This window comes from Desulfuromonas carbonis, assembly GCF_054658035.1.
Genome location: NZ_BAAHXR010000003.1, coordinates 2,113,280 through 2,134,767, shown reverse-complemented (window position 1 = coordinate 2,134,767; position 21,488 = coordinate 2,113,280). Strand labels below are relative to the sequence as shown.

Sequence of the window (21,488 nt, the reverse complement as noted above, 5' to 3'; positions counted from 1 at the left end):
CCATGGCGGTCAGGGAAATTCTGCTTTACCCCGACCCACGGCTGAAAGCGGTGGCGGAGCCAGTGGCAGCTGCGGACCCCAGCGTTGACGCCCTGGTCCAGGATCTGATCGACACTATGGTCGCCGCCGGGCATTCGGTCGGGGTGGCCGCGACCCAGATCGGCGATGGGCGCCGGGTGGTGGTGGTCGACGTCTCCCACAGCAAGCTCGGCCGCGAATGCAACCACGGCCTGCTGGCCATGATCAACCCGGAAGTGCTCGAGGGGGAAGGACAGCAGTCGATGCGCGAGGGGTGCATGAGCGTCCCCGACTATACCGGCAATGTCACCCGTGCCGAGAGTATCGTGGTCCAGTTTCTCGACCGCGACGGGCAGGAGCGGGTGATCCGGGCCAGCGGGTTCGAAGCCGTGGCGATCCAGCACGAGATTGACCACCTCGACGGCTACCTCTTCCTCGACCGCGTCTCCAGCCTCAAGACCGACCTCTTCCGCCGCAAACGCTGAAGGCGCGCCACCCGGCGCGCCTTCAAACCTCAAACTTCAAACCTCAAAACTACCCCCGCTTCAGCAGAAAAGCGACCACCCGTGCCGCCGCCTGATTGGAGGCATTGACGCAGTCGTTGAGGCCGACGCCGAAAAAGGCATTCCCCGTCAGGAAGAGTCCCGGCAGGGCATCGAGGCGTTCCGCGATCGCCTCCAGGCGGCGTCCGTGGCCGGCGACGTATTGGGGGATGGCCCGCCGGTGGCGAAAAATCCGCACAAAGTCGGGAGCAGCGGTGATCCCCATGATCTCCTTGAGGTCGGCCGCGACCCGGGACTGGACCTCGCTGTCGGCGAGCTCGATGGCACCGGGATTGGTGGCCCCGCCCATCATCGAGCGCAGCAGCACCGAACCCTCCGGCGCGCGGTTGGCAAAGATGCTTGAGTCCCAGAGGGTGCCAAGAATCCCCTTCCCCTCCTTTTTCGGGATCAGGTAGCCAAAACCGTCGAGATCCCGGGCGATCTTCTCCCGCTGGTAACCGAAGCAGACGACGTTCATCGGGGCGTAGGGAATCTCCCGCAGCAGCAATGCCAGGGCCGGATCGAGGCCGGCGACCTGTCCGGCGACGGCCCAGGACGGGGCGGCACTGACCACCAGGTCGGCTTCAACGCTGCCGCCGGCAGCGAGATCGAGAGCATAACCCCCATCGAGGCGCCGAATGGCGGTTACCGCGGCGCCCAGGCGCAGCTCAGCGGCAAGGGCCTGGCCTATCCCGGCGGTCAATTCCTGAATCCCCTCGGCAAAGGAGGTCAACACCCCGCCGGGACCGGCGGCGCTGGCCACCGCCTTGCCCGCCTTGCGTTCGGCCTTCTTCTGTTTCGCCAGCCGGACCATCGCCTTGATCAGACCGCCGTACTCGACTTCGAGCTGACGGATGCGGGGAAAACAGCTCTTCAGGCTCATTGTCTCCGGGTCGCCGGCGAAAATGCCGGAGACCATCGGTGCGATCAGCTTGTCGAGGGCCTCCTGGCCGAGACGCCGGCGGGCGAAATCGGCCAGGGTCTCATCCGCGTCGTCCCGCCGCGCAGGGATCAGCGGTTCGCAGGCCAGGCGCAGCTTGCCCGGCCAGGAGATCAACCCCGAGCGGAGAAAGGAGGGGCCATTTTCCGGCAGCTGGTGGAGCTTGCCACCGCTGTAGATGAAACGTTTGCGGGCGTTGTCATCGGACCGAAGCAAGCGATCACTGATGTCCAGCTGCCGGCAGAGGTCGAGAGTCATCGGCTTGTTGTCAAGAAAACCATTGGGCCCCCACTCGCACAGGTAGCCCTCCTCCCGCCGGCTCCAGATTTTCCCCCCGCTCCGTTCCTCCTTCTCGAGTAGGACGATCTGCACGGGGAGGTCTGCAGCTTTGGCAAGGGACTCAATAGCCCAGGCGGTCGACAGACCGGAAATCCCGGCTCCGACGATGGCAATACGGGTCATGGTAGCGATTCCTTTCACGGACAGATGGGCGGAAATAACCTTGGATGGTCCGGGGTCCTGGGCCGTCACGTCACCTTGCCGAGAATCCGGGCGATCGACTCGAATGCGGTAACCAGTTCCTCCTGCTCGGCCGGGTCGAGGGCTTTGAGCAGCTTGCGGTAGCGCGCCAGGATGCCACGCCGCAGTTCGCCGATCAGCGCCTGCCCCCGCGGCGTGAGGCGGATAATGACCTGGCGCCGGTTGTCGGCGTCCTGCTGACGCTGGACCAGGCCCTGGGCGACCAGCCGGTCGACCATCTGGCTGGCGCTGCTCATGGCGACCTCCAGTTCCCGTCCGAGATCCCCGAGGGAGCAACGCCCGGAGGCGGCAATGGTCAACAGGGTCTTGTACTGGTTGTAGGTCAGATCGATCCCCTCGTGGACCAGGGCCCGCAACCGCCCCATGCGCCCAAGAAGTTCCGGGTATAAATGCTCGAGCCGCTCGATCTTCTCCATTGTTCGACCTCCAAAAGTTTAGCCTGCCGAAATATTAGCCGGTCCCGGGCGAGAGGTCAACCATTTCCGCACCGCGCCCTTGACGGGACCCCCGGCCGACCCTATATTGACAGGGCACAACACCTGCGCCCCAAGGAGCGACCATGGCCAAGGACTACTACCAGGTGCTCGGTGTCCCCAAGGGGACCGACAGTGCCGGGATCAAGAAAGCCTACCGCAAGCTGGCCCTTAAGTATCATCCCGACAAGAACCCCGGCGACAAGGCGGCCGAGGAACGGTTCAAGGAGATTACCGAGGCCTATGCGGTCCTCTCCGATCCGGAGAAGAAGAAGCAGTACGACCAGTTCGGCGAGGCCGGTTTTCACCAGAGATATTCCCAGGAGGATATCTTCCGCGGCTTCGATGTCGGCGACCTCTTTCGTGAATTCGGCTTGGGTAACGACGACATCTTCAGCCAGCTCTTCGGCGGCGGCAGGGGGCGCACCACCTTCCACGCCGGCGGGCGTCCGCGACCGGTTCGCGGCCAGGATTTTTCCCTGCAGGTGGCGATTCCGCTGCGCCAGGCGATCTCCGGTGGCGAGCGCCACATCGCCTTCAGCCATGCCGGCAAGAGCGAATCACTGCAGGTGCGCATCCCCGCCGGCGTCGAATCGGGCCAGAAACTGCGTGTCGCCGGCAAGGGGGGGGCAAGCCCCGGCGGCGGTCCCGCCGGCGACCTTTACCTCGAAATCGAGGTCGAGCCCGACCCGGTCTTCCGCCGCGAGGGGAAGGACCTCCTTGTTACCGTGAAGATTCCCTTTTCGGCGGCCTGCCTCGGGACCAGTGTTGAGGTCCCGACCCTCGATGGTGAAAAGCGCGTCAAAGTCCCGGCCGGCATGGTCCCAGGCGGCAAAATCCGCCTGCGCGGCTTCGGGGTGCCGGGTGACGGCAAGAAGGGTGATCTCTACGCAGTCATCGAAGTTTTCGTCCCCACCCACCTCAACGACACCCAGCGGCAACTGCTGGAGAAGTTGCGCGACCTCGGCCTCTAGGGCGGATAGTCTCTCCCGAATTTACCGCTTGTCTTCCCGACAAGATCCGTTAGAGTGAAGTTCTTTAGCGAAGTTGCGCAAGCCTGCCAGCAATTGGGACACCAGCGTGGCGTCATTGAGCCTGAAAACCAAATTGGCGGGAACTGTCGGCCTGCTGCTCTGCGTGCTGCTGAGCCTGCTCGGGGCTGCGACACTTCATTTTTTTGCCACCGAATTCCGCCATTTTATCGGCCGCCAGCAACTCACGGTCCTGAGTGGAAACGCCCAGGCCCTCGACCAGAACCTGGCCTATGGCCGCGAATTGATTGTAAAGACCGCGGCCAGCATCCCGCCGGAGATTGTCGCCAACCCCGACCTGGCCCAGGCCTTTTTCGACCAGCGCCTTGGCATCGGCACGACCCAGTTCTTCGACAACGGCATCTTCCTGTTTTCGGCCAACGGCGACCTGATCGCCGAATGGCCCTTCAAGCCGGATCGCCGCGGGAGGAGCTATGCCTTTCGCGACTATTTCCGCCGCACCATCGAAAGTGGTGCCCCGATCATTTCCGACCCCTACCTTTCCAGCCAGCCCCACCACCATCCGGCCGTCAACTTCACCGCCCCGCTCTTCGACCCGAAGGGACAACTCCTCGGCGTTCTCGCCGGCAGCCTCGACCTGACCCGGGACAATTTTCTCGGTCGCCTCTCCCGCACCCGGATCGGTGAAACCGGTTATTACTACCTCTTCAACACCGACCGCTTGATGATCATGCACCCCGATCCGAGCCGGGTGTTGCAGAGGGACATCCCGCCCGGCGCCAACCTGCTGCTCGATCAGGCCATCGAAGGGTTTGAGGGGAGTGGGGAGACGGTGAATTCCCGGGGGGTGCCGATGCTCGCCGCCTTCAAGCACCTCGCCGCAACCAACTGGATTCTCGCCGCAAACTACCCGCAAAAGGAAGCCTATGCTCCCCTGCACCGCGCCTTGCGGGGAACCGCGGTCGGGGTCGTCGCGGCCCTGGCGATCTGCACCCTGATCTTCTGGCTGGTTCTGCGCCGGCAGTTGCACCCCCTGGCCCTGCTGACCCGGCAGGTCCGGGAACTCTCCGCCCAACCCGAGCCGCGGCGGCCTCTCCGAATCAGCAGTGGCGACGAAATCGGCGCCCTGGCCGGCGCCTTCAACCAGCTCATCGGCGAGGTCACGCAACAGACCACCCTCTCCCGGGAGCGCCTCGATTTTCTGCAGATGATTCTCGATTCCATCCCGTTACCGGTCTACTACAAGGGACTCGACGGCCACTACCTCGGCTGCAACACCGCCTTCGAGCTGAGTTTCGGCATCCCGCGCGCTGAACTCCCGGGCAAAACAGTCAGCGATCTCGTCCCGGTGGACGAAGCGGCGACGCACCTGCGCATCGACGCCAAACTTTTGAACGAACACAGCTCGATCGTGGAAAGTTTTGAACAGACCCTGCCCCTGGCTGACGGCAACCGGCACGACATCCTCTTCTTCAAGGCGGGCTTTCGCAACCCCCAGGGGGAGCCGGCCGGGCTGGTCGCCACCATGATAGACATTACCGAGCGCAAAGCGGTGGAAGCGGCACTTGCCGAACAGCGGGAATTTTCTGAAAATCTGCTGCAGAATTCCGCCGTCGCCTGCTTCGTTCTCGACTCCAGCCACCGGGTCCTGACCTGGACCCGGGCCTGCGAAGAGTTGACCGGCATTGCCGCCGCCGAGGTCCTCGGTACCAACTTGCAATGGAAAGCGTTCTACAAAGAACCGCGCCCCTGCATGGCCGATTTGATTATCGACCAGGACCTGGAAAAGACCCTCGATCTCTACAGCACCTTCGCCAGTTCGCAACTGATCCCCGAAGGGTTGCAGGCGGAAGGATGGTTTGCCAACGTCGGCGGAAAACGCCGCTATCTCTTCTTCGAAGCAGCGCCGATCCGCAACCGCCAGGGTGAGATGATCGCCGCCATTGAAACCCTGCAGGACCTCTCCGCCCTCAAGCAGGTCGAACAGGCGCTGCGCGAGAGCGAACAGAGCTATCGCGCCCTCATTGACCGCTCGCCCGATGCCATCGTCGTCCATCGCAAGGGGAAAATCATCTTCGCCAACCAGGCCGCCGGTCGACTCTTCGCCGCCAACGAAGCCGACCAGCTTGCCGGCATGGACAACCTCGACCTGATTCACCCCGAGTTCCGTGATCTGGTTGAGGCACGCGTTCAACAGGAGGGAGAGCTGCAGAAGGATCACCCCTACATTGAGGCCCGAATTGTCCGCCTCGATGGCCTGCCGGTCGAGGTCGAGATCAGCTCGGCGCCGGTCTTTTATGGTGGGAAGTGGGCAGTGCAGACTATTCTGCGGGACATCACCCTGCGCAAGGAACTGCAGGAGAAGATCTGGCACCAGGCCAATTTCGACGCCCTTACCGGACTACCCAACCGCATGCTCTTCCACGACCGGCTGCGCCAGGCCATTGAACAGGCCCGGCGGGAGGGGTATCGGGTGGCGTTAATGTTCATCGATCTCGATCACTTCAAGGAGATCAACGACACCCTCGGCCATGATGCCGGGGATTGTCTGTTGCAACTGGCGGCGCAACGGCTGCTGCAATCGGTGCGTAAGAGTGACACTGCGGCGCGTCTTGGAGGTGACGAATTCACCGTCATCATGCCCTGTGTTACTGCCGCCACCCAGGTCGGCGTGGTCGCCCGCCGGATTCTGGTTGCCCTGGATCGGCCTTTCGACCTGCCGGGCGGCCGGCGGCGGATTTCAGGTTCCGTCGGGATTGCGATCTTTCCGGAGGATGGGGAGGAGATGTCGGCCCTGCTGGAAAACGCCGATGCGGCCATGTACCGCGCCAAACAGGCAGGACGCAATGCTTACTGCTTCTTTCGGGGGGCGGCTCCCGGTGAAGAACCGGGGCCGGGCAGGACGGGGTAACGGGAGCGAATCAGAAAATCGATGCCAGTCGCTCGAAGGATTTGCGCAGGCGGATGGAAACCACCATCAGCATCCCCTTGAGGAGCTTGCTCCCCAGGGCCGGGTTGACGGTCAGCAACTGTTCCAGATTGTCCCGGCTGAGGAGCAGCAGCGCGGTCTCTTCCAGGGCGACCGCGGTGACCGCCCGCGGACGATCCTCCATGATACAGAGCTCTCCGACCACCGTCCCCGGGCTGTAGACGCCGACCACCACCTGCTTGCCGGGGAATTCGGTCTCCTTGCTGATCTCGACCTTCCCTTCGATAATAAATGCCTCGAAGTCCCCCACGTCCCCTTCGCGCCAGAGGGTATCGCCGGCGCCCACCGAGGCGCAGGTGAAATAGTCGGTCAGCTCAGGAAGATCTTCGGCCTGCAGAAAATGGAAACAGCGCAGCTGGTTTTTGAGGAGCGCGCAGCGCTCGGCCTGGACCTGAATCATCGTTGCTCTTCTCCCTACCCCTTGCGGGCAGCCCGCGCCTGGCGCTGCTCCTCGACCTTTTGCGCCACCTGTTTCAGCAACCCCTCAATTCCATCCTTGCGGGCAATTTCACCAAAGCTGCCGCGGTAGGTTCGCACCAGGCTTACCCCCTCAATCACCACGTCGTAGACCTTCCATTCCGTACCTTCCAGGCTCAGACGATAATTCAAGGGGATATTGGCCTGGGCGGTAGCGATCTCCGTCTCCACCTCGGCCCGCTGGTCTTCGATCCGCTCGCCGATAAAATGGACCTTTTCATCGGTATAGGACTCGACCTTGCCCAGGTAACTCGCTTCCAGCAGGTCGCTGTAGAGGTCGATAAAGCGCCGTTGCTGGTCCGGGCTGGCCTGGCGCCAATAGGTACCTAGGGTCCATTGGGACATCAGGGCAAAATCGAACCGGTCCCGCACCAGGGTGCGCAGCTGCTCGCGCCGGGCGGTCTCATCGAGCCCCTTGTTGCGCAGCACTTCGAGGACCTGGTTCACCGTCGCACGGACCTGGTCGATGGCACTGGGGGCGGCCAGCGCCGGCAGGGGGAGGAGTAAAAGCAGAGGAAGGAGGAAAATCAGCACCTGTTTGTTCATGGCGGCAACTCCTTGGCCTATTTTTCGACCTGCGCCTGGCGGCGCTGGAGGTAGGCATTGCGAATAAAAAGGTAGGGATCGACGGCATCCTGTTTGATCCCTTCGTAGGTATCCCTGTCGAGAGAAAGCCAGTTGATGGTCTGCCCCGCCCTGAGCCCGCCCCGTTCGGCCAGGGTCAGACCGGTATAAGCGAGGGGATCGAGAAAGGAATCGCCGACCGACCCGAGGCCATCGCGCAGGCTCGAAGCGCCGAGCAGCGGCAGAACCAGGTAGCAGCCATGACCGATGCCGTACGAACCGAAGGTCTGGCCGAGGTCTTCGACCTGCGGCCGCAGTTCCGGGATGTTGCTGGCGGGATCGAACAGCCCGGCCAGGCCGATGGTCGAATTGATCAGGAAGCGGTCGAACTCGATCGTGGCTGCGCGGAATTTCAGCTGCAGCAGGTTATTGACGAAGCGCACCGGGAAGGCAAGATTGGTGAAGGCCTTGCCGACCGAACTCCGCACCGGCCTCGGCACCACCCGGTAGCCCCGGGCAATCGGCTTGAGGAGGTAGAAGTAGAGCTTGTCGTTGACCCAGAAAACACCGCGATTAAACGGTTCGATCGGATCGGCGATGCTCGGCGCCACCACCTCGTCGGCGAAGGGGTCGGGCCCTGGGTCGAAAGGCTCCTCGGCCCACGCCAGTGCGCCCCCCGAAAGAGTCAGGAGCACCAGAGCGAACAAAAGGATTCGCCCCTGCTGAGCGATCCGCAGCATGATTAGCGAGGCATCCATCAATTCGGCTCACTTCTTCTCAAAGATATACTTGCTCACCAGTTCCTCGAGATTGATCGCCGACTCGGTCTCGGTAATCTTTCCGCCCGGCGCGATCAGTTCCGGGGAGCCGCCGGGGGAGATAGCGACGTAGCGGTCGCCAATGATGCCGGCGGTGCGGATCGAGGCGATACTGTCTTCCTGCAGCTGGACACCATTATCAATCTCCAGCTTCACCTGCGCCTGGTACAATTCCGGGTCGAGGGTAATGGCTGCGACCTTGCCGACCGGGACACCGGCAATTTCGATGGCCGCGCCGACCTTGAGGCCGGAGACCGATCCGAAACGGGCCTGCACCGTGTAGGTGCGGTTGGCGAAGAGGTTGACGTCACCGAGGCGCACCGACAACCAGGCGAAGCAGGCGAAGCCGACCACCATGAAGAGGCCGACTGCAATTTCCAGGTTAAACCGTTTCATAAAGACCCGGCTCCTCCTCTGCGCTTGAGTAGATCGGACCCATGGTCGTCTCCACGTAGTCACGGATCAACGGGTTGTCCGCCATCTGAAAAGCCTCGGGGGAGAGACAACCCTGAATCTTCCCCTCGGCGAGCAACGCCACATAGTCGGACAGCTTGAAGATCTTCGGCACATCGTGGCTGACAATCACCGCAGTATAACCCAGCTGCTTTTGCGTTTCGAAAAAGAGCCGGTAGATCTCGTTGCTCTTGTGGACATCAAGACCGGTGGTCGGCTCGTCGAAAAAGACCACCCTGGGATCGAGGACCAGCGCCCGCGCCAGCCCGACCCGCTTGCGCATCCCGCCGGAGAGCTGAGCCGGGAACTTGGCCTGGCTCCCCTTGAGATCCATCAGGGCCAACCGGGATTCGACGATGGTGCGAATTTCCTCGTCCTCCTTGGCGGTTCGCTCGCGCAGGGGGAGCGCCACATTATCGAAGACCGTCATCGAATCGAAGAGGGCTCCGTTCTGGAACAGAACGCCGAAGTTCATGCGCATCGCCCCCAGTTCCTTGCGGGAAATCTTCGCCAGATCCTGGCCGAAGACCAGCACCCGGCCGCGGTCGGGCCGGACCAGGCCGAGCATGTGCTTGAGGATGACGCTCTTCCCCTGGCCGCTGGCGCCGACGATGACGGTGGTCTTGCCGGCCATCACCTTGAGATCGATGCCGCGCAGCACCAGCTGGCGCCCAAAGCGCTTGGTCACCCCGTCGAGTTCGATCGCCACCTCTGGCGAATCCTGATCCTGGGACTGTGTCACCGTATCCTCACAACATGATGGCGCTGAGCAGGTAGTCCCAGACCAGGACCGTGACCGAAGCCATCACCACCGAACGGGTGGTGGTGCGACTCACCCCTTCGGCGCCGAATCCGCCATCCCGCTCCAGATGCAGGTAGTAGCCGCGCGCCGCCGAGATCCAGACCAGCAGCAGACCGAAGACCAGCGACTTGACCAGTCCCATCTTGATATCGGCCCAGACGACGCTGGCGAACATCCCCTGGAAGTAGGCGCCGTCACTGACGCCAAGCAGTTTGACCCCGACCAGCCAGCCGCCCCAGATGCCGACGACGTCGAAGATGGCGGTGAGCAGAGGGAGGGAGAGGATGGCGGCGATGAACTTGGGGGCCATCAGGTAGCGGCAGGGTTCGATCGCCATGCATTCGAGGGCGTCGATCTGCTCCGAATTGCGCATGATGCCGATTTCGGCGGTGATCGCCGACCCGGCGCGCCCGATCACCATCAGCGCGGCGAGGACCGGCCCGAGCTCGCGGATCAGACTCAGGGCCACCGCCGAGCCGAGGGCACTCGTCGAGCCGTACTTGGTCAGGGTGTAGTACCCCTGCAGGCCAAGGACCATGCCGGTGAAGCCGCCGGTGAAGAAGATGACGAAGATCGAGCGGGCGCCGATAAACTGCAGCTGCTGCAGGATCGCCCCCAGCTTGTAGGGGGGGGTGACGACGCAGCGCAGGCACGCCAGCAGAAAAAGCCCCATACGGCCGGCCATCTCCAGCACGTACAGGGTCTGGTCGCCAATATTTTCCAGGACCCGTCGCATGGCTAGATCATAGCTGACAAAATGGGTTTTTGAAAGGGGGAGGAAAGCGATGAGCGATGAGACCCGAGTGAGGAGCGATCCCAAAGGAACTCATCGCTCATCGCCTTCTTTTTCACCCTTCGCCGAACTCCGGGCAGTACATCATCGCCAGGGTGCCGCGGCTGGCGAGGCAATCGCGGCACAGGGCGCCGGCATCGCCATAGCGTTCGAGGGCGACGTAGGCGCCGGCCTCCTCGGCCGGGGAGGCCGGCGGGGCGGGGGTGAAGGGCGCACCGCAGATGGCGCAGGGACGCGGCTCAGCCATGGACCGCCTCCCGGCTGCGCACCAGCGCCGCCATGGCATCGAGAAGGTCGGCGCCGTCGTTGAGCGATGGGGCGCGGAAGAAGTGGCGCAGCCCGTGGAGCTCGGCGTGGTGGCGGTACTCGATGTCGATCTCGTGGAGGGTTTCGATATGGTCGGAGACGAAGGAGATCGGCACGATCAGCACCGCCGTCTTCCCCTCCTCGGCGAGGCGGTCCATCACCGCCACCGTGTCCGGCTCCATCCACTGCACCGGGCCGCTGCGGCTCTGAAAACCGACCGTCCAGGGGCGCGCGCCAACCCGTTCCATGGTACCGCGCACCGTCGCCATCACATGGTCAAGATAGGGGTCCCCTTCGTCGATGAACTTTTGTGGCAGGGCGTGGGCGGAGAAGAGGATCTGCACCTCGTCGCGCAGCAGCTCGTGGAACTTCTCCAGTCCCTGGTTGATGCGGTTGGCCAGCGCGTCAAGGTAACCGGGCCAGTCGTACCACTGCTCGATGACGGTCAGTTCCAGCCCGGGATGGATTTTGGCGACGGCGCGCCTGAAGTCACCCAGACTGCTGCCAGTGGTGGCGCTGGTGTAGTGGGGATACATCGACAGCACCACCGCCTTGCCAATCCCCGCCGCCTTGATCGCCCGCACCGTCTCCTCGGCCCGTGGCGCCGTGTAACGCATCGCCACGAAAGGGACCCAGTTCGCCCCCAGCCGCTGCGTGATCCCCGCTGCCTGCTTGTTGGTCCACTCAAGCAGCGGCGATTTGCCGCCGATCGCCTGGTAATTGAGACGTACCCGCTTGGCGCGGAAATGACTGATCAGCCTGGCGAAGGGTTTCTGCAACAACGCTCCGGCCGGCAGCCGGATCAGCTCGCGGTCGGAGAAGAGGTTGTAGAGAAACGGCTCCACCGCCGCCAGCGAGTCGGGCCCCCCCATGTTGAGGAGGACCAGGGCTCTTTTTTCAGAAGATACAGACATTCCCAAGGGTACCCCATCGTTTCAACGGATGTAGGATGTAGGTTGGGTAGAGCGCAGCGAAACCCAACACAAAGTTACCGCAGTTCCGCCAGCACGGCATTGCGGTCGCCGGAAACCTGCGGCGCCTGCGCCGCCCCCTTGAGCCGCCGTGCCATGCGCGGCACCTCGGCGTCCAGGTAGTTTTCCATCTCCGCCACCGTCACCTTGCGGTTACGGTCGGCGTCGGCCTCGCCGCCGAGGCCTTTGAGGAAGTAATAGGTAAAAAGGCTGTGGCGCTTCTCATCGTACCAGTTGGACATCTGGTCGTCGCGGGAACTGGCGAAGACCGTCAGCTGTTGCGGCGCCGTCACCGCCTTGGCCCGCAGGCTGATCGAGCTGACCCCCTTGAAGAGGAGTCCGCCGGCCGAATTGCCGGAGAAGCAGGAGTCGAGCACCACGGTGACCGACTTGGCCGGCAGCTGCGCGAGGTTGTCGTAAAAGGTCTGCAGGCGATAACCACTGGTGCGCAAAAACTGGGGATCGGCATCGACCGGCACGAAGTAGGCATCGCCCGTCTCCGGGTCAGGAGCGCCGTGGCCGACGTAGTAGACAAAGACTTCCGATTTTCCCGGCACCACGTAATTGGCGAGTTTGCCGCGCGGATCCCCCTGGCGGCCAAAGAGCTGGGCGAAGCCGGCATAGGTGGCGTTCTCGACATAGAGAATGTTCTTGGCATCAAAACCGAGGGTCTTCTCCAGGTACTGACGCATCACCGCCGCGTCGCGCTGGGCGTATTCGACGTTCGGCGTCCCCGCCACGCCGTAGTTGCGGTTACCGATCACCACCGCCACATCGTCACGGCCGGCCTGCTTGCCGGCCGGAATCTTCTCGTCGATGTCGACCCGCAGGTTGATCTCGCCGGCCGACGCGGCGCCGCCGCCGAGCCCCGCCAGCAACGCCTCCGCCGAGCCCGAAGCCGCCTGGGTGCGGCGCTTGCCCGCCTCGGGGACGGCAATGGTGGTGGCGTCGGCAAGGAGCGCCTCCAGCAGTTTGTCGTAGGCGCTCTTCAGCGCAGTGACCTGCGGGTAAGCCTCGGAGAGCCCCTTCGCCTGCTGCACCGCCTGCGCCGTCTTGCCGCTCTGGTAATCACTGTAGAGCGCCGCCGCCACCTGCTCGCCCACCTCGCCAGCCGCCTCGCGGATGCTGTTGTCGCCGGGGAAATCGCGCTGCGCCGCGCCGACCGCCTGCAGGGCCGCCTCGCCTCGACCGATGCGCGCCAGCGCCAGGGCGTAAGTACGCGCCCCGGCGGGGAGGAAGGTGACCGCCTTCAGCCCGGCCAGGGCCGGCTCGGTCTCCCCCTGTTGCAGGCGACTGAGATACGCGGCCAGGTAGCGGTCAAGCAGAAGGTCGCGTGTTTTGGTCAGGGTGGAATCGCTTTCGGCCGCCAGCCCGCGCAGTGCCGCCACTTCCTGCCCGGAGGCAAAACGCGCCTGCGCCAGGGTCTCCTTGATGGCAACGGTCGACCCGTCGAGCCTGGCCGCCTGTTCCGCCAGCTTCAGCGCCTGGTCGGCCGGCAGCCCCTGCTCCAGCCGCACCACCGCCAGGTTGTTGAGCCAGAGCGCCTTGCTGCCGTCGGCGGCCACCGCCGCTTCCAGCAGCGGCAGGGCATCGACGGGACGCCCGTACTGGTAGTAGGCGACGCCGAGGTTGTAGCTGTAGGCCGCCTCGTTGGGGCAAAGTTCCTTCGCCTTGATCAGCAACTTCAGCCCCTCCGCCTTGTCGGCAGCAAAGGTTTTCGCCCCCTTTTCCGCCAGGGTCGCGGCGAGATCGCAGGTGTCGGCGGCCAGGGCTGGAGCGGCGACAATGGCCAGAAGCAGAATGGTGAGGATAATACGTTGCATGGTTCCCTCCAATTTCAATTCCCTCATCGGATCGGTAGGTTGGGTAGAGCAAAGCGAAACCCAACACACCTATTAATCTACTCCTCCCGTACGCCCCAAGCGTTGCGGTGCGCCACGGTGTCTGCCCGGTGGGCGGTCAGATCGGCGGCAATACTATCGATTTTGGTATCCAGTTGATCGAATCGGCTGTCGTGGCCGTCGACCTTGGTTTCCAGCCTGTCGACCTTGGTTTCCAGCCTGTCGACCTTGGTTTCCAGGTTGTCCACCTTGGTTTCCAGGTTGTCCACCTTGGTCTCCAGCCTGTCCATGCGATGTTCCACTGCTGTCAGGCGCACTTCAACGCGCTCCATCTTCACTTCCAGGTTACCGACCCGGCCATCGAGATGATCGATCTTCTCGCCCAGCATCTGCTGCCCCTCGACTACCAGGTCGAGCTTGTGCTGAAACGCCTCATGGACGACACCAATCTGGGTGCTGATCCGTTCGGCGATCTGGTCGCCGATCTGATGTGCTAACTTTTCCACCTCTGCCTTGTCCATGTTTCTCCCCTCCTTCGATGTTTTTTTTGCAACTATCGCCCTCGCAACCGGTCACCACCAACGTAGGTTGGGTAGAGCAAAGCGAAACCCAACATTTCCCCCAACACCGGAGACCGCAATGGTTTACACCCGAATTATTCACCGGCGGTGCGGTGCCGACAACGTTGGGTTTAATTCCATTCAACCCAACCTACCATGCTTTCGATTTATTCGGCCCCGCAACCTTCGAACCGTCTCCGACGGCCTACCAGCAACCGGGCCGTGCTGCTCTCTTCGCCCCACACATAACGGGGACGGGATGCCGTTCGGGTCGGCGACGGTCTTCGCGCATCGCCGAGCTGGCGGGGAAAGCCAGCCGGAAGCCGAGGTGGTCGTAGCGGTAGTCGGGCGTGTTCCTGTTGCGATTCGCCGACCGCACGTTCTCCGGCCTGTTGTTCCAGCTGCCGCCGCGATTCACGCGGTTGGAGCCCCTTGTAGAACGGCACCCTTTCTTCTGTTGGTCAGCACCTGTCGTCGAAAACTGGCGGCAGATGCAACGCGGGTAAACTCTACCAGCGGACCGACATGACAGGCAAGCTCTGCTTCGTTCCACGACCCGGCCGCAAAAAACGTCTCATACTCAACGAGCCGCCTGGCAAAACGTTCACGACTGCGCGGCGCCAGACGCACAGTATGCGGGTAGAGACGAAAACCAAGAAACGGCAGCCCGTGCGCGACGCGATTGAGCTGGATATTCTCTTTCAACTCCAGGCCGAGATGATCGCGAATAAAAGTTTCAATCGCCGCCAGTTCGGTACGCAGGGTCTCGCGGTCGGCGGCAAACAGCACAAAATCGTCCATGTAACGCAGATACCCTTTGACTTGCCGCTGCTCTTTTAGCCAATGGTCGAGAGCCCCAAGATAGAAGTTGGCAAAATGCTGCGACAGCAGGTTGCCGATGGGCAGACCGCGACCGGGCTCCGTCTCATAGGCGGCAAGAATACGCGCGAACAACTCCAGAAGGTCCCTGTCCTTGAAGCGCCGCGCCAACAGCGCCAGCAGCCGGTCGTGGGGGATACTGTCGAAATACTTGCGAATGTCGAGCTTCAGATACCAGCTGTTACAGCGCGTAAATTGCTGCGCCCGCTTGAGAGCTGTATGCAACCCCTTTCCTTGACGGCAGGCGAAGGAATCGTCGATAGCATACCCTTCAAGCACCGGCTCGCAGATATTCATGATCGCGTGATGCAACACCCGCTCGCGGAAACTCGCCGCGCAGATCTGCCGCACCTTGGGGTCACGCACGATGAAGAAACGATAATCGCCGACGACGACCTCATGCGCCAGAAGTTGCCGGTGCAGCTCCATCAGGTTGGCGTCGAGGTTGGCGGTATACTCACGCACCTCCCGCCGCTGCCGCTTGCCACGCGCCGCCTTGAGAAAAGCCCGACGCAGGTTGTCCGGGTCGGCAATTGACAGATAAAGGTTACCGACCCGCTTCATTCAGCACCGCCAGGAGGTTATTTCCGTAGCGCTCGATGCGCCCCTTGCCGATGCCGTCGATCTCGGCCAGCGCCGCCGCGCTGGCGCAGCGCCGTTGGGCCACCTCAGCCAGCTGCTCGTTGGTGAAGATGGTGTAGACCGGCACCGCCTCCTCTTCGGCCACCTTTTTCCGCCACTCCCGCAGCCGGGCATAGAGAGCGAAATCCTCGGGCGAGAGCACCTCGCGCCAATCAACCTTGTTTCGTTTACCCGATTCGCGGCGGGCGGCTACGCCGCCCTCGCATGAATCTCCCCGCAGCAAGCTACGGGGTATCAAAAGTTTAGATTGATCGCTTTCATCGAAGCAAGCTTCGGGGAATTCGACCCACCTGAGATTAAAAACTCCACGGCCAAAGCCCAATACGAACTTTCGCCCTGCACGACAAACTCTCGGTGTACCGCCAGGACCCGCGCCCCGCGCAAAAACCGGTTGAATTCCGAGGCCGCCTCAGCGCCATTATTCACCGGCACCCGAAAAAATTGCCATTGCTGCATCGCCCCCTCCTAATCGAAGACCCTCGCTCCAGCACCCGTCCAGCGCCTGGCCTGCGGCTCCGCCTTGTCCTTGCGCTTCCCGTCGCGCTTCCGCTTACCTGGCGGGGAAAGCCAGCCGGAAGCCGAGGTGGACGTAGCGGTAGTCGGGCGCGCCCCCGCCGCGAAACGCCGACCGCACGTACTCCGGCCCGAAGCGCCAGCTGCCGCCGCGAAGCACGCGGTAGGAGCCCCCGGTCGGCCCCTGCGGGTTGTTGCGCAGGCTCGACCCGTAATAGTCGTTGCCGTACCAGTCGCTGCACCACTCCCAGACGTTCCCCAGCATGTCAAAGAGTCCCAGACCGTTGGGCAGAAAACTACCCACCGCGGCGGTGGTCTCGTAACCGTCGTCGCAGTCGTGGACGGTCCAGCCACTCCACTTGCGCTTCGCGGTCCGGTCGGCCACGTTGGCATAGCGACAGGCCTGGCCGGAATCTTCCCCCCAGAAGCGGGCGCTGCGGGTGCCGGCGCGGGCGGCGTACTCCCACTCGGCCTCGGTCGGCAGACGCAGCGAGCGACCGCTCTTGCCGGCGAGCCACTTGGCGCAGGCGACGGCATCGTTCCAGGAGACATGCACCACCGGGTGCCGGTCGTCGGCCGGGCCGTCGCCCAAGGCGTTGCGGCGCCAGTTGACGCCGGCCTGCTTCTCCCACTTCGCGCCCTTATAGACATAACTACCGTCGCCACTCTCCGCCTCGGTGCGGTAGCCGGTTGCCTCGACGAAGCGGCGGAATTGAGCGACGGTCACCTCGGTCTTGCCCAAATAAAAATCATCGACGCAGACCTCGTGCACCGGCCCCTCATCACCATCGCGACCTGTTTCGCTGGCGGGGCTCCCCATCTGGAAACACCCCCCCTTGACGAATACGAACTCCATCCCGGTGGTCGGGTCGGTCCAGGAGCTGCCAGAGTTGGTCCCGCCGGACGGGGCCGGTAAGGAGGCACGCCGGTACTTCTCCCACACCGGTTCGAACCCGGGGATGAAGCCGGCGATAACAGGCTGGGCGGCGCAGAAGACAAGGGCGAACAGGGCGATGGATGATTTAACCATGGGGATACCCTCCAAACAGATCAGGACCGGGAAAGTTCCATTTCAGGACAAAATGTAGGTTGGGTAGAGCAAAGCGAAACCCAACATGCTCCGCGACCCCGGAAACCACGCTGGATTTCACCCGAATTATTCACCGCCGTTGTGATGCCGGCAACGTTGGGTTTCATTACATTCAAGCCAACCTACGCGGCGAGCATCGCTTCAAGTGCGCGCTTCAACAGGGGGAGTTCCTTCTCAACCACCAGCCAGATCAATTTCAGATCGATCCCGAGGTAATCATGAACCAGAATATTGCGGAATCCGGAAATTGCCCTCCAGTCAATTTCTGGTCGGCTCTCCTTGCACCCGTCACTCAAACGCTGACTTGATTCCGCCATCGTCTGAAGATTCCTGATGACCCCGTCCTGCACCAGATCGGAGGCGAAAAACCGCTCACTCTCCCCCGCAGCATACTTTTCAATGCGGGCGATGCACTCCAGCATATGTTCGATCAGCAACTGATCTCGATCTGCCCCGGTCACAGGTCAACTGCCTGTTTCAGGACATCTTCCCGAATGCGAGGATGCAGGGCCATCGGGGTCACCACATCGACCCGTCGGCCGAGGCATTCTTCAAGATCCTTCAGCAGCCCGCCCAAAGCCAGGGCGGAACGTCCCTCCTCAAGATCAACCAGCAAATCGATATCGCTCTTTGGTCCTCCCTCATCCCGCGCCAGGGAACCAAACAGCCTGACCCGGGTGGCGCCGCGAAGAGTCGCCAGGCGCTTGATGATTTCTCGATGTTCTTCAATGAATTTATCCATTGTTTCGCTCCTGGAAAGTATCAGAATTATTCACCGCCGTTGCGATGCTGGCACCGTTGGGTTTCATTGCATTCAACCCACCCTACGGATTCCCCAAAAAAGCAGGAGGCACAGCACCGGGGGACGTTTGAAGTTCTCCGTGCGCTGTGCCTCCTGAGCGATGGTTAAAAAGTTGGCTTACTTCCCGCTCAAGCGGTGTACGCACTCCACCATGTGAATCGCATTCTCCGGCGGCACCGTCGGCAGGATGCCGTGGCCGAGGTTGAAGATGAAGCCGGGGCGGCCGGCGTTCTCGTCGAGGATGCGCTGCACTTCCTTCTCGATGTAGGGTTTCGGGGCGTAGAGGACGGTCGGGTCGAGGTTCCCCTGCACGGCGATCTTGTCGCCGAGGATGTCGCGGGCCTTGCCGAGATTGACGTGCCAGTCGAGGCCGAGGACATCGGCGCCGGCTTCCTTGACCAGCTCGAGCATGGTGCCGCCGTTCTTGACGAAGTAGATCACCGGGATCCCCTTGCGGTCGAGGCCGTCGATCAGCTCCTTGACGTAGGGGAGGATGTAGCGCTCGAAGTCGTGGGGGGCGAGGAGCCCGCCCCAGGTGTCGAAGATCTGGATCGCCTGGGCGCCGGCGGCGATCTGCATGTTGAGGTAGCGCCGGTCCATCTCGGTGATCTTTTTCATCAGGGCGTCGTAAAGGGGGAAGTCGGCGTACATCATCTGCTTCAGTGCCGCGAAGTCCTTGCTCCCCTTCCCTTCGACCATGTAGCAGGCAAGTGTGAAAGGGGCGCCGCCAAAACCGATGAGCGGCACCCGCCCTTCGAAGGCTTTACGCAGGCGCTGGATGATCGCCGGCACGTAGGGCACGGCCTGGGCCATATCCTCCGGCACGATGAGCGCGTCGACATCGGCGGCGGTACGGACCGGTTTTTCGAAGACCGGACCGGGCACAAAATCGAGGGCCATCCCCATCGGCTCGATGGGGGTGAGGATGTCGGAGAAGAGGATCGCGGCGTCGACGCCCAGGATATCGATCGGCTGGATCGTCACCTCGGCGGCGCGCTCGGGGTCCTTGCAGAGGTCGAGAAAGGTGCCGCCCCCCTTGGCGCGGACATCCTTGTAGCACTGCAGGTAGCGGCCGGCCTGGCGCATCAGCCAGACGGGGACATAATCGGTCGGCTGGCCCCAGCAGGCCTTGAGAAAGGTGTATTCGGTGGACATCGGTTTATTGCCTCCTGAAAAAATAGCGATGAGCAACGAGCGATGAGCAACGGGAAAGGCATCCTTCTCATTGCTCATCGCTCATCGCCGGGAACTTCACTTGGGCGCGTTTTCCGCGGCTTCTTTCTCCATCCGCTTGCGGGTGCGGTTGGGGATGTAGTTGCAGAAGGGCTCTTCTGCCATGTAGTCACCATGGACGGCGTCGGCGCGGGCGCGGCAGCCGCCGCAGGCGTTGATGAACTCGCACTCGCCGCATTTCCCCTTGTACTTCTTGAAGTCGCGCAGGTCGTTGAAGACCCTGGAATTGAACCAGAGATCCTTGAAGGAGATCTGCTTGACGTTGCCGACCGAGGAATGGAAGTAGGAGCAGGGCTTGAGGTTGCCGAAGCAGTCGATCAGGCAGATCGTCTGGGCGGCGATGCACCCCTTGCCGCCGCCGGTGGAGAAAGTGAGGCTGCGGCGCTTGAAGTCGACCCCCTCGGCCTTGGCCATCTGCGGCACGATGCGGTAATAGTGGGGGGCGCAGGTCGGGCGCATCAGGATGTCCTCCTCCCCCTTCTCCTGCTCGTAGTGCCAGGCGAGAATCTCCTCGTAGTCGTCGGCGCTGATCAGTTCGTTCATGATCTCCTCGCCGCGCCCGGTAGGGACGATCATGAACATGTACCAGGCAGTGGCGCCGAGTCCCTTGGCGACCTTGAAGGTGGCGGCGATATCGGCCTGGTTGCGTTTGGTGAAGGAGGAGTTGACCAAAAACTTGATGCCGTTGCGCTTGAGGGTTTCGGCGCCGCGCACCACCCCTTCGAAGGCCCCGGGGCAGGAGCGGAAGTCGTCGTGGATGGCAGCGGTGGAGCCGTCGAGGGAGAGGGAGACCATCTTGATATCGGCCTCCTTCATCTTGGCGCAGACTTCGTCGGTGATCAAGGTGCCGTTGGTCGCCATGCACATGCGCAGCCCCTTCGACGTCCCGTACCTGGCGATGTCGAAGATGTCGGGGCGCAGCAGCGGTTCGCCGCCGGAGAGGACCATCACCGGCGTGCTGACCTCGCAGATGTCGTCGATCAGTTTGAAGGCTTCCTCGGTATTGAAATCGCCGATGGCGGCATCCATGTCGGAGGAACAGCGGCAGTGAACACAGTTGAGGTTACAGCGCTGGGTCGATTCCCAGGCGATCCATTTGGGGATGAACTCGGGATTGGGTGCGGTCATCATGACTCCTTTGTCGAAACGCCCTGCCCTATCCGGCAAAGCTCGCTAATCCTACACCAAACCGCCGCGAAAAAACAAGGCTTCCGGGCGCCGACCGAAGACAAAGCCGTTGACAAGCGACGGCCGCGGCTGGTAGGTTCAGCATACAATTCGACAGCAGCCCTAGGGGAGTGATTTTCTTTCACTGAGAGTCCGCGCGAGCGGACGACCCTTCGAACCTGATCCGGGTCATTCCGGCGTAGGAAAGCGGCGCACCATCCGGACGCATTGTTCCGCAGGGGCCGCTTTTCGCGGCCCTTGGTATTTTCGGACATGCGCATCTTTGTCAACGAACAATCCCACGACATCCCCGCCGGCACCACCGTCGCCGCGCTGTGCCAGCAATTCAAACCCGACGCCGACCTGGTGATCCGCAACGGCTTCCCCCTGGAGGGGGACCAGCCCCTGGCGGAGGACGACCGCCTGGTGCTGATCCGCCGCGGCGAAATCCCCGCCGCCGAGGAACTCGAAACCCTGCTCGTCGCCCGCCACACCCCGGGAGTCCATGCCCGGCTGAAGAAGGCCCATGTCGGCATCGCCGGCGTCGGCGGTCTCGGCTCGAGCATTGCCGTCGCCCTCGCCCGCTGCGGCATCGGCCGGCTGACCATCGCCGACTTCGACCTGGTCGAACCTTCCAATCTCAACCGGCAGCAATACTTCATCGACCAGCTCGGCCTGCCCAAGGTGGTGGCGCTGCGGGACAACCTGGCGCGGATCAACCCGTATGTGCAGGTCGCCACCCATCACCTCCGACTGACGACCGACAACATCCCGACCCTCTTCGCCGGCGTCGATGTCATGGTCGAGGCCTTCGACCGTGCCGAGCAAAAGGCGATGCTGGTCGAAACCTTCCTCGGCAAGGTCGCCGACAAGCCGCTGGTCGCCGCCTCGGGGATGGCCGGCTTTGGCCCCGCCAACACGATCGTCAGCCGGCAGGTCGGGGGCCGCCTGACCCTGGTCGGCGACGGCACCAGCGCCGCCGCTCCCGGCCAGGGGCTGATGGCGCCGCGGGTTGGGATCGCCGCCCACCACCAGGCCAACGCCGTACTGCGCCTGCTGCTCGGCGCAGACCCGGTTTAGGAG

25 protein-coding genes and 1 riboswitch are annotated in these 21,488 nt (G+C 62.7%); of the genes, 4 read left to right on the top strand and 21 right to left on the bottom strand.

Annotated elements, in window-relative coordinates; translation table 11 throughout:
* Window positions 1-2 precede the first annotated feature (2 nt).
* Window positions 3-503 (top strand): peptide deformylase, encoded by a 501-nt coding sequence (def, locus tag ACYQ8E_RS16620; RefSeq protein ID WP_066725259.1) that lies wholly within the window; start codon window positions 3-5, stop codon window positions 501-503.
* 49 nt (window positions 504-552) lie between these two features.
* Here def and hemG read toward each other — a convergent pair whose 3' ends face one another.
* Window positions 553-1,962, bottom strand: a complete 1,410-nt coding sequence (hemG, locus tag ACYQ8E_RS16615; protein ID WP_459861474.1) for a protoporphyrinogen oxidase — start codon at window positions 1,960-1,962, stop codon at window positions 553-555.
* A gap of 65 nt (window positions 1,963-2,027) precedes the next feature.
* Window positions 2,028-2,456: a MarR family winged helix-turn-helix transcriptional regulator gene (locus ACYQ8E_RS16610; protein ID WP_066725253.1), complete on the bottom strand. Its 429-nt coding sequence runs from the start codon at window positions 2,454-2,456 to the stop codon at window positions 2,028-2,030.
* A 143-nt stretch (window positions 2,457-2,599) separates the two neighbouring features.
* On the opposite strand from ACYQ8E_RS16610, the gene ACYQ8E_RS16605 reads away from it, so the two are divergent.
* Together ACYQ8E_RS16605 and ACYQ8E_RS16600 are read left to right on the top strand one after the other, a co-directional pair.
* On the top strand, window positions 2,600-3,487 hold the full coding sequence (locus ACYQ8E_RS16605) for a DnaJ C-terminal domain-containing protein (protein WP_066725250.1): 888 nt from the start codon (window positions 2,600-2,602) through the stop codon (window positions 3,485-3,487).
* 106 nt (window positions 3,488-3,593) lie between these two features.
* Entirely contained in the window at window positions 3,594-6,416 is a 2,823-nt protein-coding gene (locus tag ACYQ8E_RS16600) for a sensor domain-containing diguanylate cyclase (protein ID WP_197463735.1), read from the top strand.
* A gap of 10 nt (window positions 6,417-6,426) precedes the next feature.
* Here ACYQ8E_RS16600 and ACYQ8E_RS16595 read toward each other — a convergent pair whose 3' ends face one another.
* The 19 genes from ACYQ8E_RS16595 to ACYQ8E_RS16505 all read right to left on the bottom strand — a co-directional run bounded on the left by ACYQ8E_RS16595 (window position 6,427) and on the right by ACYQ8E_RS16505 (window position 20,366).
* Window positions 6,427-6,894, bottom strand: coding sequence for a Crp/Fnr family transcriptional regulator (locus ACYQ8E_RS16595; RefSeq protein ID WP_066725242.1), 468 nt, complete (start codon window positions 6,892-6,894; stop codon window positions 6,427-6,429).
* 14 nt (window positions 6,895-6,908) lie between these two features.
* Window positions 6,909-7,517, bottom strand: coding sequence for an MlaC/ttg2D family ABC transporter substrate-binding protein (locus tag ACYQ8E_RS16590; protein WP_066725240.1), 609 nt, complete (start codon window positions 7,515-7,517; stop codon window positions 6,909-6,911).
* A gap of 17 nt (window positions 7,518-7,534) precedes the next feature.
* Window positions 7,535-8,275 (bottom strand): MlaA family lipoprotein, encoded by a 741-nt coding sequence (locus ACYQ8E_RS16585; RefSeq protein WP_197463734.1) that lies wholly within the window; start codon window positions 8,273-8,275, stop codon window positions 7,535-7,537.
* A gap of 27 nt (window positions 8,276-8,302) precedes the next feature.
* Window positions 8,303-8,749: an outer membrane lipid asymmetry maintenance protein MlaD gene (gene mlaD / locus ACYQ8E_RS16580; RefSeq protein WP_066725234.1), complete on the bottom strand. Its 447-nt coding sequence runs from the start codon at window positions 8,747-8,749 to the stop codon at window positions 8,303-8,305.
* Window positions 8,736-9,548 (bottom strand): ABC transporter ATP-binding protein, encoded by an 813-nt coding sequence (locus tag ACYQ8E_RS16575; protein ID WP_459861470.1) that lies wholly within the window; start codon window positions 9,546-9,548, stop codon window positions 8,736-8,738. The genes mlaD and ACYQ8E_RS16575 overlap by 14 nt, the downstream gene beginning before the upstream one ends.
* Window positions 9,549-9,555: 7 nt before the next feature.
* The gene (locus ACYQ8E_RS16570; protein WP_066725230.1) at window positions 9,556-10,344 is read right to left on the bottom strand and encodes an MlaE family lipid ABC transporter permease subunit; all 789 of its coding nucleotides are present in this window, start codon (window positions 10,342-10,344) and stop codon (window positions 9,556-9,558) included.
* Between the two features lie 112 nt (window positions 10,345-10,456).
* Window positions 10,457-10,648, bottom strand: coding sequence for a hypothetical protein (locus ACYQ8E_RS16565; protein WP_066725228.1), 192 nt, complete (start codon window positions 10,646-10,648; stop codon window positions 10,457-10,459).
* On the bottom strand, window positions 10,641-11,621 hold the full coding sequence (hemH, locus tag ACYQ8E_RS16560; RefSeq protein ID WP_066725225.1) for a ferrochelatase: 981 nt from the start codon (window positions 11,619-11,621) through the stop codon (window positions 10,641-10,643). The genes ACYQ8E_RS16565 and hemH overlap by 8 nt, the downstream gene beginning before the upstream one ends.
* Window positions 11,622-11,695: 74 nt before the next feature.
* A complete protein-coding gene (locus tag ACYQ8E_RS16555; protein WP_157471783.1) occupies window positions 11,696-13,501 on the bottom strand; it encodes a caspase family protein in 1,806 nt (601 codons plus the stop codon).
* 77 nt (window positions 13,502-13,578) lie between these two features.
* Window positions 13,579-14,040 carry a hypothetical protein gene (locus tag ACYQ8E_RS16550; protein WP_459861467.1) on the bottom strand — a complete coding sequence of 154 codons (462 nt, stop codon included), beginning with the start codon at window positions 14,038-14,040 and terminating at the stop codon, window positions 13,579-13,581.
* Window positions 14,041-14,284: 244 nt separating this feature from the next.
* A complete protein-coding gene (locus ACYQ8E_RS16545; RefSeq protein WP_459861465.1) occupies window positions 14,285-14,497 on the bottom strand; it encodes an SUMF1/EgtB/PvdO family nonheme iron enzyme in 213 nt (70 codons plus the stop codon).
* On the bottom strand, window positions 14,494-15,522 hold the full coding sequence (locus ACYQ8E_RS16540) for a reverse transcriptase/maturase family protein (RefSeq protein WP_066725219.1): 1,029 nt from the start codon (window positions 15,520-15,522) through the stop codon (window positions 14,494-14,496). Before ACYQ8E_RS16540 ends, ACYQ8E_RS16545 begins: the two co-directional genes overlap by 4 nt.
* Window positions 15,506-15,742 carry an HRDC domain-containing protein gene (locus ACYQ8E_RS16535; RefSeq protein WP_459861464.1) on the bottom strand — a complete coding sequence of 79 codons (237 nt, stop codon included), beginning with the start codon at window positions 15,740-15,742 and terminating at the stop codon, window positions 15,506-15,508. Before ACYQ8E_RS16535 ends, ACYQ8E_RS16540 begins: the two co-directional genes overlap by 17 nt.
* Before the next feature lie 92 nt (window positions 15,743-15,834).
* Window positions 15,835-16,056 carry a hypothetical protein gene (locus ACYQ8E_RS16530; protein WP_459861462.1) on the bottom strand — a complete coding sequence of 74 codons (222 nt, stop codon included), beginning with the start codon at window positions 16,054-16,056 and terminating at the stop codon, window positions 15,835-15,837.
* A gap of 94 nt (window positions 16,057-16,150) precedes the next feature.
* Window positions 16,151-17,143, bottom strand: a complete 993-nt coding sequence (locus tag ACYQ8E_RS16525; protein WP_459861459.1) for a formylglycine-generating enzyme family protein — start codon at window positions 17,141-17,143, stop codon at window positions 16,151-16,153.
* A gap of 182 nt (window positions 17,144-17,325) precedes the next feature.
* Window positions 17,326-17,625 (bottom strand): HepT-like ribonuclease domain-containing protein, encoded by a 300-nt coding sequence (locus ACYQ8E_RS16520; protein WP_459861601.1) that lies wholly within the window; start codon window positions 17,623-17,625, stop codon window positions 17,326-17,328.
* A gap of 35 nt (window positions 17,626-17,660) precedes the next feature.
* Window positions 17,661-17,945, bottom strand: a complete 285-nt coding sequence (locus ACYQ8E_RS16515; protein ID WP_459861457.1) for a nucleotidyltransferase family protein — start codon at window positions 17,943-17,945, stop codon at window positions 17,661-17,663.
* Window positions 17,946-18,122: 177 nt separating this feature from the next.
* On the bottom strand, window positions 18,123-19,160 hold the full coding sequence (gene hemE, locus ACYQ8E_RS16510; protein ID WP_066725210.1) for a uroporphyrinogen decarboxylase: 1,038 nt from the start codon (window positions 19,158-19,160) through the stop codon (window positions 18,123-18,125).
* 96 nt (window positions 19,161-19,256) lie between these two features.
* The gene (locus ACYQ8E_RS16505; RefSeq protein ID WP_066725208.1) at window positions 19,257-20,366 is read right to left on the bottom strand and encodes a radical SAM/SPASM domain-containing protein; all 1,110 of its coding nucleotides are present in this window, start codon (window positions 20,364-20,366) and stop codon (window positions 19,257-19,259) included.
* A 154-nt stretch (window positions 20,367-20,520) separates the two neighbouring features.
* Window positions 20,521-20,628: riboswitch (TPP riboswitch) on the top strand.
* A 50-nt stretch (window positions 20,629-20,678) separates the two neighbouring features.
* On the opposite strand from ACYQ8E_RS16505, the gene thiF reads away from it, so the two are divergent.
* On the top strand, window positions 20,679-21,485 hold the full coding sequence (gene thiF / locus ACYQ8E_RS16500) for a sulfur carrier protein ThiS adenylyltransferase ThiF (protein WP_066725204.1): 807 nt from the start codon (window positions 20,679-20,681) through the stop codon (window positions 21,483-21,485).
* The last annotated feature ends 3 nt before the right edge of the window (window positions 21,486-21,488 follow it).

Bases quoted from the DNA above. Each gene is read 5' to 3' on its own strand.
- def (WP_066725259.1), top strand. From the start codon at position 3: ATGGCGGTCAGGGAAATTCTGCTTTACCCCGACCCACGGCTGAAAGCG.
- hemG (WP_459861474.1), bottom strand. From the start codon at position 1,962: ATGACCCGTATTGCCATCGTCGGAGCCGGGATTTCCGGTCTGTCGACC.
- ACYQ8E_RS16610 (WP_066725253.1), bottom strand. From the start codon at position 2,456: ATGGAGAAGATCGAGCGGCTCGAGCATTTATACCCGGAACTTCTTGGG.
- ACYQ8E_RS16605 (WP_066725250.1), top strand. From the start codon at position 2,600: ATGGCCAAGGACTACTACCAGGTGCTCGGTGTCCCCAAGGGGACCGAC.
- ACYQ8E_RS16595 (WP_066725242.1), bottom strand. From the start codon at position 6,894: ATGATTCAGGTCCAGGCCGAGCGCTGCGCGCTCCTCAAAAACCAGCTG.
- ACYQ8E_RS16590 (WP_066725240.1), bottom strand. From the start codon at position 7,517: ATGAACAAACAGGTGCTGATTTTCCTCCTTCCTCTGCTTTTACTCCTC.
- ACYQ8E_RS16585 (WP_197463734.1), bottom strand. From the start codon at position 8,275: ATGCTGCGGATCGCTCAGCAGGGGCGAATCCTTTTGTTCGCTCTGGTG.
- mlaD (WP_066725234.1), bottom strand. From the start codon at position 8,749: ATGAAACGGTTTAACCTGGAAATTGCAGTCGGCCTCTTCATGGTGGTC.
- ACYQ8E_RS16570 (WP_066725230.1), bottom strand. From the start codon at position 10,344: ATGCGACGGGTCCTGGAAAATATTGGCGACCAGACCCTGTACGTGCTG.
- ACYQ8E_RS16565 (WP_066725228.1), bottom strand. From the start codon at position 10,648: ATGGCTGAGCCGCGTCCCTGCGCCATCTGCGGTGCGCCCTTCACCCCC.
- hemH (WP_066725225.1), bottom strand. From the start codon at position 11,621: ATGTCTGTATCTTCTGAAAAAAGAGCCCTGGTCCTCCTCAACATGGGG.
- ACYQ8E_RS16555 (WP_157471783.1), bottom strand. From the start codon at position 13,501: ATGCAACGTATTATCCTCACCATTCTGCTTCTGGCCATTGTCGCCGCT.
- ACYQ8E_RS16550 (WP_459861467.1), bottom strand. From the start codon at position 14,040: ATGGACAAGGCAGAGGTGGAAAAGTTAGCACATCAGATCGGCGACCAG.
- ACYQ8E_RS16540 (WP_066725219.1), bottom strand. From the start codon at position 15,522: ATGAAGCGGGTCGGTAACCTTTATCTGTCAATTGCCGACCCGGACAAC.
- ACYQ8E_RS16530 (WP_459861462.1), bottom strand. From the start codon at position 16,056: ATGCAGCAATGGCAATTTTTTCGGGTGCCGGTGAATAATGGCGCTGAG.
- ACYQ8E_RS16525 (WP_459861459.1), bottom strand. From the start codon at position 17,143: ATGGTTAAATCATCCATCGCCCTGTTCGCCCTTGTCTTCTGCGCCGCC.
- ACYQ8E_RS16520 (WP_459861601.1), bottom strand. From the start codon at position 17,625: ATGCTGGAGTGCATCGCCCGCATTGAAAAGTATGCTGCGGGGGAGAGT.
- ACYQ8E_RS16515 (WP_459861457.1), bottom strand. From the start codon at position 17,945: ATGGATAAATTCATTGAAGAACATCGAGAAATCATCAAGCGCCTGGCG.
- hemE (WP_066725210.1), bottom strand. From the start codon at position 19,160: ATGTCCACCGAATACACCTTTCTCAAGGCCTGCTGGGGCCAGCCGACC.
- ACYQ8E_RS16505 (WP_066725208.1), bottom strand. From the start codon at position 20,366: ATGACCGCACCCAATCCCGAGTTCATCCCCAAATGGATCGCCTGGGAA.
- thiF (WP_066725204.1), top strand. From the start codon at position 20,679: ATGCGCATCTTTGTCAACGAACAATCCCACGACATCCCCGCCGGCACC.